The organism is Pimelobacter sp. 30-1 (assembly GCF_018831735.1).
Taxonomy (GTDB): Bacteria; Actinomycetota; Actinomycetes; order Propionibacteriales; family Nocardioidaceae; genus Nocardioides.
In genome coordinates this window covers 315,025-330,672 of sequence record NZ_NHTS01000005.1, presented here as the reverse complement: position 1 = coordinate 330,672, position 15,648 = coordinate 315,025, and the positions used below count along the sequence as shown (strand labels likewise).

Genomic DNA, 15,648 nt, shown 5'->3' with positions numbered 1-15,648 from the left:
GTCCGGGTCCGCCGAGCAGGTTCCCGTCTACCGCGCGCGCCGGCGGCGTCGGCGCCGGCGTAGCGCGGCCAGGCCGAGCACGACGGCGAGCGCCGCCGCGATCTGCTTGCCGTAGCTCTTGAGCAGCACCGGCAGCACCGCCGACCCGAGGTCGAGGGCGTCGTCCCCGGCCGCGGCCGCGGGTGCGGGCGCCGGCGCGGGTGCCGGGCGCGGTGGCGGCGCTGCGGCCGGCTCCGGGGCCGCCGCAGCGGCGGGTGCCGCCTCGGCCGCGAGCCGCTGCTCCAGGCACGAGACGAACTGCCCGAGCAGCTTGTCCGAGACGTCCTGCATGACGCCCCGGCCGAACTGCGCCGGCTTGCCGGTGATGGCCAGGTCGGTGACGACGTCGACCTGGGTGGCGCCGTCGCCGGCCTCGGCCATGGTCACGGTGACCTTGGCCCCCGCGGTCCCGTTGCCGCGCTTGTCGCGGCCCTTGGCGTCGACGACGAAGCGGCGTCCGGCCTCGTCGCGCTCGACGAACTTGCCCGAGCCGGCGTACACGAGGGCGATCGGGCCGAGCTTGACCTTGCAGGTCCCCTCGAAGGTCGGTGCGCCGTCGTCGTCCGTGCCGACCGCGGTGACCTGGGCTCCCGGGAAGCACTCGGCGAGGGCGCCGATGTCCTGGAAGTGCTCCCAGGTGGCGGCGACCGAGGTCGGGACCGTGAAGGAGTGGGAGAGGTCCATCGGTGGCCGTCAGCTCCTTCCGGCGGCGGCGAGCACGGCTCGCCGGGTCAGGACGGTGGCGAGGTGGCGGCGGTAGTCGGCGTCGCCGTTGAGATCGCTGGGCGGGTTGGTCCCGTCGGCGGCGAGTGCGGCGGCGGCCGCGACGCCCTCCTCGGTGGCCGGCTGCCCGGCGAGGACCTGCTCGGCGGCGCTCGCACGGACCGGCGTCGAGCCCATGTTGGTCAGCCCGATCCGCGCCTCGGCGATGGTGTCGCCGTCCATCCGGACCGTCGCGGCGACCGCCACGATCGGCCACTGGTGGGCGATCCGCACGAACTTCTCGTACGACGCACCCCAGCCGTCGTGCTTCGGCACGCGCACCTCGACCAGCAGCTCGTCGTCGGAGATCGCGGTCTCGAAGAGGTCGACGAAGAACTCCGAGCCGGGGATCTCCCGCGTGCCACCAGGCCCCTGGACGACGAACGTCGAGCCCAGCGCCAGCGCCGGCGCACCGAGGTCACCGGCCGGGTCGGCGTGGGCGAGCGCGCCGCCGAACGTCCCCCGGTGGCGGACCTGGGCGTCGGCGAGGTGCGTGATCGCCTTGCTGATGAGCAGGGCGTGCTCGTGCACGAGCGGGCTGTGGCCGACGTCGTGGTGGGTGGTCATCGCGCCGATGGCGAGGTGGTCGCCGCCGTCGCGGACGCCGCGCAGGCTCTCGATCCGGCCCAGGTCGATCACCCACTCGGGGGCGTTGAGCCGCATCCGGAGCACCGGCAGCAGGCTCTGGCCGCCGGCGATGACCTTGGCGTCGTCGCCGTGCTCGGCGAGCGCCGCCAGCGCCTCCTCGACCGAGGTCGGGGCGACGTACTCGAACGCTGCGGGGATCATGCCTGCGCTCCCTTCTGGATCGCGTTCCACACGCGTTGTGGCGTGCACGGCATCGTGATGTCGGAGACCCCGAGGTGGCGGACCGCGTCGACGACCGCGTTGACCACGGCCGGCGTCGAGGCGATGGTGCCGGCCTCGCCGACGCCCTTGGTGCCGAGCGAGTTGGTGGTCGCCGGCGAGGTGGTGTGGTCGATCTCGAAGGTGATCGTGTCGGCCGCCGTGGGCAGCAGGTAGTCGACGAACGAGCCCGTCACGAGGGTGCCGTTGTCGTCGTACACGGCCTCCTCCCAGAGCGCCTGCGCGATGCCCTGGACGAGTCCGCCGTGCACCTGGCCGGACACGATCAGCGGGTTGATGACGACCCCGATGTCGTCGCAGCAGACGTACTTTCGGAGCCGGACCTGGCCCGTCTCGGTGTCCACCTCGACGGCGCACAGGTGCGTGCCGTGGGGGTAGTTGAAGTTGACGGGGTCGTACGTCGCCTCGGAGTCGAGCGAGGGCTCCATGCCGTCGGGCAGGTTGTGCGCGGCGAAGACGGCGGTCGCGATCTCGGTGATCGCCATCCCCTGGTCGGTCCCCTTGACGGTGAACCGGCCGCCGCTGAACTCGAGGTCGTCGGCGGATGCCTCGAGCAGGTGGGCCGCGACGGGCTTCGCCTTCTCGATGACCTTGTCGAGGGCCCGCACCAGGGCCTCTCCGCCGACGACCAGACTGCGGGACCCGTAGGTGTCCAGGCCCTTGTGGGAGATCTGGGTGTCGCCGTGGAGCACCTCGATGTCCTCGAACGGTACGCCGAGCCGGTCGGCCGCGATCTGGCTGAACGCCGTCTCGTGGCCCTGCCCGTGCGCCGACGCCCCGGTGACGACCTCGACCTTGCCGGTCGCGAGCATCCGCACCTCGGCGTGCTCCCAGCCGCCCGCGCCGTAGTTGAGGCTGCCGAGCACCCGCGAGGGCGCGAGGCCGCACATCTCGGTGAACGTCGAGACGCCGAGCCCGAGCTGGACCTTGTCGCCGCGGGCCCGGCGCTCGGCCTGCTCGGCGCGGAGGGCGTCGTACCCGAACATCTCCTTGGCGCGCGCGGTGGCGGCCTCGTAGTTGCCGGAGTCGTACTCGAGGCCGGCCACCGTGGTGAACGGGAACTCCTCGTGCTTGATCCAGTTCATCTCGCGGACCTCGAGCGGGTCCTTGCCGAGCTCGGTGGCGAGCTCGTCCATGAGCCGCTCGATCGCGAACGTCGCCTCGGGCCGGCCGGCGCCGCGGTAGGCGTCGGTCCAGGTCTTGTTGGTCAGGATGTTGGTGGTCTGGAACTGGTAGGCGGGGAACTTGTAGATCGCGTTGAACATGAACGCGCCCAGCACCGGGACACCGCCGCCGACGATGGCGACGTACGCGCCGAGGTCGGCGAGCAGGTCGACCTTGAGGCCGGTGACATGACCGTCCTTGGTCGCGGCGAGCGTGAGCCGCTGCCACTGGTCGCGCCCGTGGTGGGCGGTGAGGAGCGACTCGCTGCGGGTCTCGGTGAACTTCACCGGCTTGCCGAGCCTGCGCGCCACGGCGAACGCGATCATCTCCTCCGGCGTCTGCTGCAGCTTGCCGCCGAAGCCGCCGCCGACGTCCGGCGCGATCACCCGGATCTTGGACTCCGGTACGCCGGTCGTGGCCGCCATCGCGAACCGCAGGATGTGGGGCACCTGGGTCGCCGACCACACCGTGATCTGCTCCCCGGTCGGGTCGACGACGACGCTGCGCGGCTCCATGAACGCCGGGATCAGCCGCTGCTGGCGGTACTCCCGCTCGATCACGATGCCGTTCGCGCGCGCCTCGGCGATCGCCTGCTCGACGTCACCGCCGGTGCCCGCCTCACCCGAGTCGAAGCGCCACACCGCGCTGACGTTGGTGCCGAGGTCGGGGTGCGCGATCGCGCCGCCGGTCTCGTGCGCCGTCGCGGCCTCCTTGAGGTCGAGCGCGGCCGGCAGCTCCTCGTAGTCGACCTCGACCAGCTCGGCCGCGTCCCGCGCCTCGGCGGCGCTGCGCGCCACCACGACCGCGACGGTCTCGCCCGCGAACGCGACCCGGTCGGTCGGCATCGGCAGGTGCGGCGGGGTCACCTGGTCCTCGACGACCGGCCACGCGTTGATGCACGCGCCCTGGCCCTCGCCGAGGTCGGCACCGGTGAGGACGGCGACCACGTTGGTCGCGCCCTTGGCGGCCTCCGTGTTGATCCCGGTGATCCGTGCGTGCGGGAACGGGCTGCGCACCATCGCCAGGTGCAGCATGCCCGGAAGCGTGATGTTGTCGGTCCACCGCGTCCGGCCGGTGATGAGGCGCTGGTCCTCCTTGCGGCGCCGGTCGCGTCCGATCTCGGCGCCGGCAGCGGGTTCCTGGGTCGCGGTCATGCCGGTGCCCCCTCGGTCGCGTCCGTCGTACCGGCGGCGTGCTGCACGGCCCGCACGATGTTGTGGTAGCCGGTGCACCGGCAGAGGTTGCCCTCGAGCCCGAGCCGGATCGCCTCCTCCGACGGGCTGGGGTTCTCGTTGAGGAGGTCGACGGTCTGCATGATCATCCCCGGCGTGCAGAACCCGCACTGCAGGCCGTGGCACTCCCGGAAGGCCTCCTGCACCCGGTGCAGCTGACCGTCCTCGCCGGCCAGCCCCTCGATCGTGGTGACCTCCGCGCCGTCCGCCTGGACCGCCAGCACGTTGCAGGACTTCACGCTCCTGCCGTTGAGGTGGACCGTGCACGCGCCGCAGTTGCTGGTGTCGCAACCGATGACGGTGCCGGTCTTGCCGAGCTTCTCGCGCAGGTACTGCACGAGCAGCATCCGCGGTTCGACGTCGTCGGCGACCTGCTGGCCGTCGACGTTGAGGCTGATCCGGGTCATGACTCTCCCAAGGGCCAAGGGGCGTGACCTGGCTCACGCTAGGAGCGGGTGGTTGGTGGGTGGTTGGCAGGCGGCGGGTGGAGCCTGCCCACTAGTGTCCGGCGCATGGAAGGACGAGGTCGCCGGCTGACCGCCCTGGCACCGGCGCTCGCCGCGGCGGTGCTCCTCGCCGCCTGCGGTGCCGTGAACGATCCGGTCCCGGCCGGGGCGCCACCGTCGACCCCGCCGTCGACTCCCGCCACCCCGGCCGCGATCGGCGAGCAGCAGGAGGTCGGCCGCGGCCTGGTCCTCCGGGTCTCGGCCGACTCGGCCGGCGGCGACGACCGGCGGTCCTGGGTGAACGTGATGATGAACGTCGAGAACCGCACCGCCGGGGACCTGCCGTTCCCCCGGCCGGCCCTGCGCTGCGCACAGTCGGACGCACTCGGCGAGCCGCGCGATCCTGCGACCGACGACGACATCCTTCCGGCCGGCGCGTCAGCCGGCCGGGGATTCGAGCTCCTGCTGCCGCCCGGCGCCGACGGCGCACCCGTCAGGACCTGCCGGGCACCGGCGTACGTCGAGGTCGGCGACGCCCGATGGCTGCTCACCCGGGCCGACCTCGAGTACGTCAACGCCGAGCTGCGGCGCGACCCGGGGCGCCCGTACCGCTGGACGGCCATCGACGACCGGTTCTCGTCGGGCTACCAGGTCGCCTTCGTTCCCGGCGCCACCGCCGCCGAGGCGCTCGCCGCCCTCGCGCCCGTCAAGCGCAAGGTCAGCCAGGAACGCTTCTGGGCGGTCCGCGTGGCCGAGCGGGACGACGGCGTCGTGCTCTTCACCTGGGGGCTCATCTCGGACGAGCGGATCGCGGCTCTGAGCCGGATCGACGGCGTGGCGGCGTCGTACGGGAACACGGTCAACGGTGACGACCACGTGCTGGTGGCCCGCGACGGCAGGGTCGTGCGCAGCTTCGACCCGTTCCTGGCGTACGCCCACGACAGGTCCCGGCCGCTGCCCGAGGAGAAGGGCCTCGACCTCGAGGAGGACACCGGCCCCGCCTCGTGGACCCTCCTCGAGCGGCTCACCTCGATGTCCGTCACCGAGGAGTGGCTCCTCGATCCCGCGCACCCTGCCTACCTGCTGGGTCAGGAGTGAGCGGTGCGTGCGCGGCGCGACGTCATGGCGGCCGGACGCGCCGGACGCGCCCGAGTGCGGAAAGGTTCCGGGTCTAGCCCAGGATCCCCCGCTCGTACGCCACCGCGACAGCCGCCGCCCGGTCGGTGACACCGAGCTTGTCGTAGACGTGCGCGAGGTGGGTCTTGACGGTCGCCTCGCTGACGAAGAGCTCCCGGGCGATGGCGCGGTTGGCGGTGCCGCGGGCCACGAGGGCGAGCACCTCGCGCTCGCGGGCGCTGAGCGCGGCGGTCCGGGTGGGGCGGCGGACGTGGGAGGCCAGGCGGGTGGCGACGGCGGGTGAGAGCACGGTCTCGCCGGAGGCGGTCGCGCGGACACCGGCGACGAGGGTCTCGACGGGTGCGTCCTTGAGCAGGTAGCCGGTGGCTCCGGCCTCGATGGCGGCCACGGTGTCGGAGTCGGTGTCGTACGTCGTCAGCACGAGGACGGCGGCCGGCAGGCGCCGCCGCTGCATCTCCCGTACGGCGTCCACCCCGCCGCCGCCCGGCATCCGCAGGTCGAGGACGACGACGTCGGGGGCGAGCGAGGCGGTGAGCTCGACGGCCGCCGGACCGTCGCCGGCCTGACCGACCACCTCGAAGTCCGGTACGGCGGAAAGGGTCGCCGCGATGCCGTCGCGCACGACGGGGTGGTCGTCGACGACGAGGATCCGGATCGGCGGCGAACTCATGCGGCACCTCGTTCGAGGGCGGGCAGCCGGACCGAGACGGCGGTGCCGCCGCCGGGCTCGGACTCGACGTCGAGGACGCCGGCGAGCCGCTCGGCGCGCTGGCGCATGCCGCGCAGGCCGAACGAGGTGGATCCCCTCGGCCGGGCGAGGTCGAAGCCGGCGCCGTCGTCGCGCACGTCGAGCACGACCTCGTCGTCGAGATAGCTCAGCGTGACGCCGACGCGGCGGGCGCCGGCCGCGTGCTTGGCGACGTTGGAGAGCGCCTCCTGGGCGATGCGGAGCACGGTGGCCTCCAGCTCGGGGTGGAGCGGGCGTACCTCGCCGGTGACGACGGCGTCGGCGACGACGGGCGGTGCGGCCGGGCGGTCGGCGGCCCAGCCCTCGACCAGGCGCGCGACCGCGTCGGGCAGCGAGGCGTCGGCGAGGGGTGCGGGCACGAGGTCGAGCATCGAGCGACGGGCCTCGACGAGCGCGTCGCGGGCCAGCGCCGCCGCCCGGTCGGTACGACGACGCGCGCTGGCGAGGTCGTCGTCCTCGTGGGCCGCCTGGAGCTGGGCGACGACGCCGGCCAGTGCCTGGGCGATCGTGTCGTGGATCTCGCGGGCGAGGCGCTGCCGTTCGTCCTGGATGCCGGCCGCGCGCGCCTGGGCGACGACGGTCTCGTGGAGCGCGGTGTTCTCGGCGAGCGCCTGCTCCAGGCTGGCGTTGACCCGTTCGAGCTCGACGATCGCGGCCTTGCGCTCGAGGTTGGTCCGCTCGACGTGCACGGAGTAGCGCCCCATCAGGTAGGCCAACCCGAAGTTGACCATCAGCATGAGGAAGAAGAACACCGCCTGCCCCGACGACCGCCAGGGCGCACCGCCGGACTGACCGACCGCCATCGTCACCGCGGTCAGCCCGATCGCCGGCCAGAGCCCGCGCCGGGGGAAGGCGTCCACGGCGTCGGCGAAGCCGATCCAGGCGAAGATGCAGAACAGCGGGTTGAGCAGCGTCAGCACGAGGGCCATCGCTCCGCGGACCAGGTACGACAGCGGCGTCGGGCGGCGGTGCAGCCAGCGCAGCAGCCAGAGCGCGGTGAGCCCGATCATCACGAGCTGGGCGACGAGCCGCGAGATGGGCGCGGTGGCGCCGGTGCTGGGGCCGCTGAGCAGGGCGACCAGGGAGCCGAAGGCGAGCAGGCCCAGCGGCAGGAAGGCCAGCCGGCGCTCCCAGCTCTCGTCCGGCGCGGCGCTCACGCCGCCCACCCTCTCACTCCCAGCGGAACGTGCGCACCGACACGAGCCAGAGCACGCCGGCCCAGGCCGCGACGACGAGCAGGTGCCGCAGGTCGGGGAAGTCGCCCGCCATCGCCTCGGTCAGCGCCTCCGACGCGGCACCGAGCGGGGTCAGCACGACGATCTCGCGCATCACGTCCGGCATCACCTGCACGGGCAGCCACACCCCGGCGGTGAACAGCATCGGGAAGAACACGACCGTGCCGACCGCCGTACCGATGCGGCTGTTGGGCACCAGCGAGGTGATCACCGCGCCGACCGAGAACGCCGCGACGAGAGCGAGCACGTAGGCCACCAGGTAGCCGAGCGGCGACTGCGGCAGCGGGGTCCCGAACGCGACCCGGCCGATCGTGAGCACCAGCATCGAGGCGAGGGCGACCGCGGCCGCGTGCAGCAGCGCCTGGGCGAGCAGGACGGCGCCCGGGCCGACGGGCGTCGTCCGCAACCGTCGCAGGACGCCGGCCTCGCGGTAGGCGAACACCGCCGCCGGCATCGCCATCACCGCCGCCATGCTCATCGACATGAGCACCGCGATGGGCACGTAGATGTCGATCGTGCGCAGCCCGCCGGTGCCGGCCACGGGGTCGCTGAAGCTCGGGACCGAGCCGAGGATGGCCACGAGCGCGGCCGGGAAGAGCACCGTCCAGAACAGCGCGCCGAGCTCGCGGCCGAACAGCCGCGCCTCGGTCCTGACGACGGCAGCGGTGGCATTGGCGGTGGCCATCAGACGGTCTCCTCGATCGGGGCGGCGGTGAGGTCCAGGTAGGCGGTGTCGAGCGAGCCCGCCTCGACCCGGAGGGCGTGGGGGACGACGCGCTGGCGCTCCAGCACGGGCAGCAGCGCGAGCACCGTGTCCTCGGCACCGGTGACGACCACCCGGCCGTCGTCCGCGTGCACCGAGGCGACCCCCGGCACCTCGCGCAGGGCCTCCAGGTCGGTCGGGGCCGACGGCCGGAAGGACGTCGCCGTGGCGGCCCCCGCCGCGCCCACCAGCCCGGCCGGGGTGTCGAGCGCCCGGATCCGGCCCCGGTCGACGATCGCGATCCGGTCGCAGAGCTCCTGGGCCTCCTCCATCGCGTGCGTCACCAGCAGGACCGTGGTTCCTTCGGCGCGTACGTCGCGCACGAGCTGCCACACGTCGCGCCGGGCACGCGGGTCGAGCCCGGTGCTCAGCTCGTCGAGGACCACCACCCGCGGCCTGCCCACCAGCGCGAGCGCGATCGAGAGCCGCTGCTGCTGGCCGCCGCTGAGCTTGGCGTAGCGGCGCGGGAGCAGGTCGGTGAGTCCCAGCCGCTCGGCCAGGTCACGCCAGGGCACCGGGTCGTCGTACAGGGCGGACCAGAGCTCGAGCGCCTCGCGCACCGTGATCTTGGCCTGCAGCCGGCTCTCCTGGAGCTGGATGCCGAGCACCCGGGTCAGCCCCGCGCGATCGGTCCACGGGTCGATGCCGAGCACCCGGACCGCGCCACCGTCGCCGGTCCGCAGGCCGGCCACGCACTCGACCGTCGTCGTCTTCCCGGCGCCGTTGGGGCCGAGGATGCCGAAGATCTCTCCCTCCTCGACGCTCAGGCTGATCCCGTCGACGGCCACCTTGTCGCCGTACCGCTTGTGCAGGTCGTCGACCACCACCGCTGCTGATGCCATGGGTCCAGCCTGGCCGCGCTCGGGCCGGGGCACATCGGGCAGCGGGCGGCGCGGGGGTCATCCGATCGGATGATGCGGACGACGGCTCAGCCGGTCATCGGGACCGAGGCTCAGGCGTCCGCGACCGCCAGCCGCGCCTTGAGCAGCGGGATCGCCGGGTGCTTGGGCCGCCCGTCGTGATCGAGCTGGGCGAGACAGGCCTCCAGCACCGCCGTGTCGTACGGCGCCAGCTCGCTGTAGTGCAGCACCGCATCGGGCTGGGGGTCGGCGAGGAGCGCCTCGCGGACCGCGACGGCGACGTACTCCCCCATCTCGACCAGGGCCGGGCTCTCGGTGCCCGGGAGCAGGTCGCCGCCGTAGGCCTCGACGGCGGCGGCGACCCGGCCGCGGCGCAGCAGGCCGAGCACGTGGTCGACGTCGGTCGCGATGGGCATGAGCAGGCGGTAGGGGCGGGAGGCGAGCTGGCCGGCGAGGGCGTGGCGCAGGTGGGAGACCTCGGCCTTGAGGGTGGAGAAGGTGACCGCGTGGTCGCCGTAGAGCATGGCGTGGAGCTGGTCGAGGGAGAGGCCGTCGGGGTGCAGGGCGAGGAGCGCGAGGATCTCGTTCTGGCGGCGGTTGAGCAGCAGCCGCTGGCCGTCGACCCGGGCCTCGGCGCTGCCGAGCAGGCTGAGGACGAGGCCCGGCTCGGCCACCTCCTCGGCGCGCAGGGCGGCCTCGTCGGCGTACTGGTGGGTGCGCGGGAGCGCCTGCTCGACGAGCCGGGCCAGGACGCGGGCGGTGGCCAGGCCGATCGGGTGGGTGCGGTCCCAGGTGGTGGAGAGGTCGAGGACGCCGAGCCGGGCGCCGGTCACCGGGTCGTGCACGGGCGCGGCCCAGCACACCCAGTTGTGCACGATCGGGGCGTAGTGCTCGGCGCTGAACACCATCGACGGGCGGTCGAGGCGGTTGGCCAGGTCGAGGGCGTTGGTGCCGACGGAGCGGTCGTCCCAGCGCCCGCCGAGCACGAAGTTCACCGACTCGGCCTTGCGCCTCATCACCCGGCCGCCGTAGGTCCACAGCACGCGGGTGTCGGGATCGGTGACGGCGACGACGAGGTCGCCGTCCTCGGCCGTGCGGCGCAGCTCCTCCTCGACGCGCTCGACGGCGATCTGGAGCGGCGAGCCCTGCCAGAAGGAGCGGGTCTCGGACTCGTCGGCCAGCGGCGCGTAGCCCACGTCGCGGGCGACGGCGGCGCCGGAGCGGTTCCAGCTGTCGAGGATCTCGGGCCGGACCAAGGGGGTCGCCGGGTCACCCTCCTCGACGAAGGTGGTCCACGCGCGCAGCGCCGCGCGCCGACGCTGGTCGAGGTCGCCCATGTCGTGCACAGTACCCCGCACTGTGACGCCGATCACCCCCGAAAGGAGGGCTGTGCTCAGGCGTGGATCCGGCCCGAGCGGGTGCCGAGCGGCTCGCCGGAGCCGCCCCAGCGACCGGCGACGATCTCGGCGGCGATGCTGATCGCGGTCTCCTCGGGCGTCCGGGCGCCGAGGTCGAGACCGATCGGGCTGCGCAGCCGGCCGAGCTCGTCCGCGGTGAGACCGGCCTCGCGCAGCCGCTCCATCCGGTCGTCGTGGGTACGCCGCGAGCCCATCGCGCCGACGTAGCCGACCTCGGGCAGGCGCAGCGCCACCTCGAGCAGCGGTACGTCGAACTTGGGGTCGTGGGTGAGCACGGTGATCACGGTCCGGGCGTCGACCCGGCCGGCCTCGTGCTCGGCCTCCAGGTAGCGGTGGGGCCACTCGACGACGACCTCGTCGGCGCCGGGGAACCGGCTGGTGGTGGCGAACACGGGCCGGGCGTCGCACACGGTGACGTGGTAGCCGAGGAAGTTGCCGACCCGGGCGACCGCGGCGGCGAAGTCGATGGCGCCGAACACGAGCATCCGCGGCGCCGGGGCGAACGCCCAGACGAACACGCGCATCCCCTCGCCGCGGCGCTCGCCGTCGGGACCGTAGGTGAGCGTGCCGTTGTGCCCGGTGGCGAGCAGGCCCATCGCGTCGTCGCGCACGGCGTCGTCGATGCGCGGGCTGCCGAGCGACCCGGTGGCCGGTACGTCGGGGCGCAGCACCACCCGGCGCCCGACGTACGACGGGTCGGGGTGGTCGACGACCGTGGCCACGGCGACCGGGTGGCCGGCGTCGAGGTCGGCCGCGATCTCGCCGAGCTCGGGGAAGGTCTCGCGGCTGACCTTCTCGACGTACACGTCGAGGATGCCGCCGCAGGTGAGCCCGACGGCGAACGCGTCGTCGTCGGAGACGCCGTAGCGCTGGAGGGCCGGCGTACCGGAGGTGGCGACCTCCTGGGCGAGGTCGTAGACGGCGCCCTCGACGCAACCGCCGGAGACCGAGCCGACCGCCGAGGCGTCCGGCCCGACCAGCATCGACGCCCCCGGGGGCCGCGGGGCGGAGCGGAAGGTCGCGACGACCGTTCCCATGCCGACGGTCTCGCCGGCCTCCCACCACTTGAGCAGCTGGGGCAGCACCTCACGCATCTGGCGTCATCTCCCGATCTCTTCGAGCAGCTCGGCGAACGTCGCCAGCGAGTGGCCGGCGAGGAACGCGTCGACGTGGGGCAGGACGGCGACCACCCCTTGCTGCACGGGTGCGTAGCCGTCCTTGCCGCGGTGGGGGTTCACCCAGATCACGCGGTGCGCGTAGCGCCGCAGCCGGGCGGCCTGCTCGCCGAGCAGCTGCGCGTCACCGCGCTCCCAGCCGTCGCTGAACACCACGACGACCGCGCCCCGGGCCATCCCGCGCCGCCCCCAGCGGTCGAGGAACGCCTTGAGCGTCTCGCCCAGCCGGGTGCCGCCGGACCAGTCCGGTACGGCGTCGCCGGCCGCGGCGATCGCCCGGTCGGGGTCGCGCCGGCGCAGCGCGCGGGTCAGGTGGGTGAGCCGGGTGCCGACGCTGAACACCTCGACCGCGTCGCGGCTCCCGCCGTGGGCCGCGCCCGCGACGACCACCCGGTGGGCGAGGCGGAGCAGCGCGTCGGCGTAGCCGCTCATCGAGCCGGACACGTCGACCAGCAGCACCACCCGGCGCGGCCGCAGGCCCCGCCGGCGGTAGTGGATCCGGGCCGGCTCGCCCATCTGGCGCAGGCTCGCCCGCAGCGTGCGCGAGGCGTCGACGGCCCCCCGCCGGTGTGGCGTACGGCGGGCGGTGGGGCGGGTCGGCAGCCGCACGGGCAGCGTCGCGAACATCGCCGCCAGCCGGACCCGCTCGGCCGGGTCGAGCGTCGCGACGTCGCGGTGGCGCAGGATGTCGGCGCTGCTCGCCATCGCCTTGACCTGGTCGTCGTCCTCGGGACCGCCCGTGCCCGCCGCCTCGTCGTCGGGCAGGAGCGCGGCCGTCGGCTGCTGCTGTGCGTGGCGCGGCCGGACCGTCGGCGTCGTGTTGTCGCGCGAGAACCACTCGTCGAAGACCCGGTCGTGCCGCTCCAGGTCCTCGGGCGTCGCGCACAGCGTGGCCCGGCCCGCGGCCCGGGTCGCGCCACGATCACCGAGGCCCACGAGCGCGACCGCGTCGAGATAGGCGCGGGCCCGGTCAGGGGTGACCGCGACCCCCGCCGACCGCAGCGCGGTGGCGAAGCCGAGCAGGATCTCGTCGGGCTCGTGGACCAGCGTGGTCATCGGGAGGTCATCTCGCCAGCATCCGGTCGAGCGCGGCACGCACCCGCTCGGCGTCGTCGCGGTACTTCACCAGCGCACCGAGCGTGCGCGCGGCCGTCTCGACGTCCAGCTCGGTGGTGCCCAGGTGGTGCAGCGCCCGCGCCCAGTCGAGCGTCTCGGCGACCCCCGGCGGCTTGAGCAGGTCCGACCCGGCCCGCAGCTGCTGGACGACGTCCACCACCTGCCGGGCCAGCGTCTCCCCCACCTCGGGCGCCCGCGAGCGCACGATCGCCACCTCGCGGTCCAGCCCCGGGTGGTCGATCCAGTGGTAGAGGCAGCGCCGCTTGAGCGCGTCGTGCAGCTCGCGCGTGCGGTTGGAGGTCAGCACCACCGTCGGCGGCGTCGCCGCCTGGACGGTGCCCAGCTCGGGGATGGTCACCTGGAACGTCGAGAGCACCTCGAGCAGGAACGCCTCGAACTCGTCGTCGGCCCGGTCGACCTCGTCGATCAGCAGCACCGCCGGGCTCTGCTGGAGCGCGGCGAGCACGGGACGCGCGAGGAGGAACCGCTCGTCGTACAGGCTCTTCTCGGCCTCCTCGACATCACCCTTGGTGGTCCCCGACAGCGCCTCCAGGGCCCGCAGGTGCAGGATCTGGCGCGGGAAGTCCCAGTCGTAGAGCGCCTGCGTCGCGTCGATGCCCTCGTAGCACTGCAACCGGATCAGCGGCTGGTCGAGCGTCTCGGCGATCGCCTCGGCCAGCGCCGTCTTGCCGGTGCCCGGCTCGCCCTCGAGGAGCAGCGGGCGGCGCATCTCCAGAGACAGGAAGAGGACGGTCGCGAGGTCGTCGTCGCAGAGATATCCGGTCTCCTCGAGACGGCCGGCCAGGTCGGCGACACGGGTGTCCATGGGACCAAGGCTAGGCGGTGGTCGTTGGCACGAGGTTGGCAAGTCTTGCCAACGTCACCGCGGGTCAGGAGATGCCGTAGTAGCGGCGCACCAGCGCGCGGCCGACACCGAAGCCGCCCAGCATGCCGACGAACCAGAGCACGAGACCAACGACGTACGGCAAGGCCTGGCCGAGGAACGCCGCCAGGCCCATCCCCAGGCTCATGCACCCGAGCACGACCAGCACCGCTCCGAAGCCCTCGACGACCTGGAACGCCTTCTTCACCCCGGCATCATCGCCGGTCGACGTCGCACCCCGTGGCGAGATCCCCACACTCGACGAGAACCACCTCGTCCGCGTGAGCAGCCAGGTAGTTCCGCGCCCCCCGGTCCCCCCCCGCAGCCGCGGCAACCGGCGTCCAGTGGGCCCGGCCGAGCAGGACCGGGTGACCCGCCTTTCCGTCGTATGCCGCCCGGGCGAGCCGGGCCCCCTCGGCCGCCGCGAGCACCCGGGCGACCACCGGCGCGGTGACGTCGGGCAGGTCGACAAGGTGGACGAGCGCGGCGTCGTCCACCGACGAGCCGGCGAGCGCCTCCAGGCCGGCGCGCAGCGAGGCGCCCATGCCCGAGGCCCAGTCGGCACAGCGGACCACCATCACCTCGGGGTCGTCGGCCAGCAGCGCGGCCGCGTCGTCCCCACCGGCTCCGAGGACGACGGTGACCGACGAGCAGCCGCCTGCCCGGAGCACGGCCGCGGATCGGGTCAGCCAGGGCACGCCGGTGTCGTCGCGGACGAGGGCCTTGGGCATGCCCATCCGGGTGCCCGCGCCGGCGGCGAGCAGGAGGCCGTGGACGCTCACGTGGCGACGGTCAGCAAGACCGCGGCGTCGCTGAGCGCCTCGAGGTCGTGGCGCTGGGGAGGGATGGTGAGGTGGTCGCCGGTCCGGCCGTTCCAGATCTGGGAGCCGGCGTGGAGGGCGACCTCGCCCTCGATCACCTGGAGGGTCGCCTCGTCGGGGGCGTCGTGCTCGCCGAGACGGGTGCCGGCGCGCAGGGCGATGAGGGTCTGGCGCAGGCGGTGCTCGTGACCGCCGTACAGGGTGACGGCCGCGCGGCCGCTGCTGGCGGCGCGGGCCGCGTCGAGCTGCTCCTGGGCGAGGGCGGTCAGGCTCGTGGACTCCATGGCGTGCTCCTTCCGGGCTGCGCGTCGCGGCTGCGATAGACGATATAGGGGCGGGTCAGGTAGCCGACCGGTGCGCTGAACACGTGCACCAGCCGGGTGAACGGCCACAGCGCGAAGAGCCCGAACGCGACCAGCGCGTGCAGCCGGAAGCCGAGCGGGGCGTCGGCCATCAGAGCGGCGTCGGGGGTGAAGGCGAGGAACGAGCGGTACCAGACCGAGACGCCCTCGCGGTAGTTGTACTCCCCGCCCAGGGTGAAGATCGAGCCGGCGATGGTGTTCCACATCCCCAGGGCGATGACGGCGCCGAGGAAGGCGTACATCACCTTGTCCATCGTCGTGGTCGCCGAGAAGACCGGCCCGACGGTACGGCGGCGGTAGATGAGGATGACCATGCCGGTCAGGGCCATCAACCCCGCGACCAGACCGCCCACGACGGCGACGACGTGGTAGCCGTGGTCAGAGATCCCGATCCCGTCGGTCCACGTCCGCGGCACGAGCAGCCCGATCACGTGACCGCCGACGACACCGAGCATCCCGAAGTGGAACAGCGGCGAGCCGAGCCGCAGCAGGCGGTTCTCGTAGAGCTGGGAGGAGCGCGTGGTCCAGCCGAACTTGTCGTAGCGGTAGCGCCACACGTGCCCGATCACGAAGGTCGCCAGGCACAGGTAGGGCACGATCACCCAGAGGAAGACGTCCAC

Annotated in this window: 17 protein-coding genes; 1 reads left to right on the top strand and 16 read right to left on the bottom strand. The window is 73.5% G+C overall.

The genetic code is table 11. From position 1 onward, the window contains the following. Positions 1–27: 27 nt before the first annotated feature. From CCO04_RS12945 to CCO04_RS12930, 4 genes are read right to left on the bottom strand one after another with little or no spacing between them, the layout of a single operon-like run. Positions 28–723, bottom strand: a complete 696-nt coding sequence (locus tag CCO04_RS12945; protein ID WP_215814552.1) for an SRPBCC family protein — start codon at positions 721–723, stop codon at positions 28–30. A 9-nt stretch (positions 724–732) separates the two neighbouring features. Next, positions 733–1,590: a xanthine dehydrogenase family protein subunit M gene (locus CCO04_RS12940; RefSeq protein ID WP_215814551.1), complete on the bottom strand. Its 858-nt coding sequence runs from the start codon at positions 1,588–1,590 to the stop codon at positions 733–735. Continuing rightward, positions 1,587–3,986, bottom strand: a complete 2,400-nt coding sequence (locus tag CCO04_RS12935) for a xanthine dehydrogenase family protein molybdopterin-binding subunit (protein WP_215814550.1) — start codon at positions 3,984–3,986, stop codon at positions 1,587–1,589. The genes CCO04_RS12940 and CCO04_RS12935 overlap by 4 nt, the downstream gene beginning before the upstream one ends. Beyond that, positions 3,983–4,471, bottom strand: a complete 489-nt coding sequence (locus tag CCO04_RS12930) for a (2Fe-2S)-binding protein (RefSeq protein WP_215814549.1) — start codon at positions 4,469–4,471, stop codon at positions 3,983–3,985. The genes CCO04_RS12935 and CCO04_RS12930 overlap by 4 nt, the downstream gene beginning before the upstream one ends. 105 nt (positions 4,472–4,576) lie before the next feature. Here CCO04_RS12930 and CCO04_RS12925 point away from each other — a divergent pair, with 105 nt between their 5' ends. Then, on the top strand, positions 4,577–5,608 hold the full coding sequence (locus tag CCO04_RS12925) for a hypothetical protein (RefSeq protein ID WP_215814548.1): 1,032 nt from the start codon (positions 4,577–4,579) through the stop codon (positions 5,606–5,608). Positions 5,609–5,681: 73 nt separating this feature from the next. Here the strand turns inward: CCO04_RS12925 and CCO04_RS12920 are convergent, their stop codons facing one another. From CCO04_RS12920 to narI, 12 genes are all read right to left on the bottom strand, one after another. After that, positions 5,682–6,317, bottom strand: coding sequence for a response regulator transcription factor (locus CCO04_RS12920; RefSeq protein WP_215814547.1), 636 nt, complete (start codon positions 6,315–6,317; stop codon positions 5,682–5,684). Then, a complete protein-coding gene (locus CCO04_RS29790; RefSeq protein ID WP_215814546.1) occupies positions 6,314–7,552 on the bottom strand; it encodes a sensor histidine kinase in 1,239 nt (412 codons plus the stop codon). The genes CCO04_RS12920 and CCO04_RS29790 overlap by 4 nt, the downstream gene beginning before the upstream one ends. Positions 7,553–7,565: 13 nt before the next feature. Further along, the gene (locus CCO04_RS12910) at positions 7,566–8,315 is read right to left on the bottom strand and encodes an ABC transporter permease (RefSeq protein ID WP_215814545.1); all 750 of its coding nucleotides are present in this window, start codon (positions 8,313–8,315) and stop codon (positions 7,566–7,568) included. After that, on the bottom strand, positions 8,315–9,235 hold the full coding sequence (locus tag CCO04_RS12905) for an ABC transporter ATP-binding protein (RefSeq protein WP_215814544.1): 921 nt from the start codon (positions 9,233–9,235) through the stop codon (positions 8,315–8,317). The genes CCO04_RS12910 and CCO04_RS12905 overlap by 1 nt, the downstream gene beginning before the upstream one ends. Before the next feature lie 110 nt (positions 9,236–9,345). Continuing rightward, on the bottom strand, positions 9,346–10,590 hold the full coding sequence (locus CCO04_RS12900) for a transcriptional regulator (protein WP_215814543.1): 1,245 nt from the start codon (positions 10,588–10,590) through the stop codon (positions 9,346–9,348). 56 nt (positions 10,591–10,646) lie between these two features. Continuing rightward, on the bottom strand, positions 10,647–11,765 hold the full coding sequence (locus CCO04_RS12895) for an XdhC/CoxI family protein (RefSeq protein WP_215814542.1): 1,119 nt from the start codon (positions 11,763–11,765) through the stop codon (positions 10,647–10,649). Positions 11,766–11,771: 6 nt separating this feature from the next. Continuing rightward, positions 11,772–12,902: a VWA domain-containing protein gene (locus CCO04_RS12890; RefSeq protein ID WP_215814541.1), complete on the bottom strand. Its 1,131-nt coding sequence runs from the start codon at positions 12,900–12,902 to the stop codon at positions 11,772–11,774. Positions 12,903–12,909: 7 nt separating this feature from the next. Further along, positions 12,910–13,788: a MoxR family ATPase gene (locus CCO04_RS12885; RefSeq protein ID WP_215814540.1), complete on the bottom strand. Its 879-nt coding sequence runs from the start codon at positions 13,786–13,788 to the stop codon at positions 12,910–12,912. A gap of 64 nt (positions 13,789–13,852) precedes the next feature. Then, the gene (locus tag CCO04_RS12880) at positions 13,853–14,053 is read right to left on the bottom strand and encodes a hypothetical protein (protein ID WP_215814539.1); all 201 of its coding nucleotides are present in this window, start codon (positions 14,051–14,053) and stop codon (positions 13,853–13,855) included. A gap of 7 nt (positions 14,054–14,060) precedes the next feature. Further along, positions 14,061–14,627: an NTP transferase domain-containing protein gene (locus tag CCO04_RS12875; RefSeq protein WP_215814538.1), complete on the bottom strand. Its 567-nt coding sequence runs from the start codon at positions 14,625–14,627 to the stop codon at positions 14,061–14,063. Then, positions 14,624–14,950 carry a LuxR family transcriptional regulator gene (locus tag CCO04_RS12870; RefSeq protein WP_215814537.1) on the bottom strand — a complete coding sequence of 109 codons (327 nt, stop codon included), beginning with the start codon at positions 14,948–14,950 and terminating at the stop codon, positions 14,624–14,626. The genes CCO04_RS12875 and CCO04_RS12870 overlap by 4 nt, the downstream gene beginning before the upstream one ends. Beyond that, on the bottom strand, positions 14,932–15,648 hold the full coding sequence (gene narI, locus CCO04_RS12865) for a respiratory nitrate reductase subunit gamma (protein WP_215814536.1): 717 nt from the start codon (positions 15,646–15,648) through the stop codon (positions 14,932–14,934). Before narI ends, CCO04_RS12870 begins: the two co-directional genes overlap by 19 nt.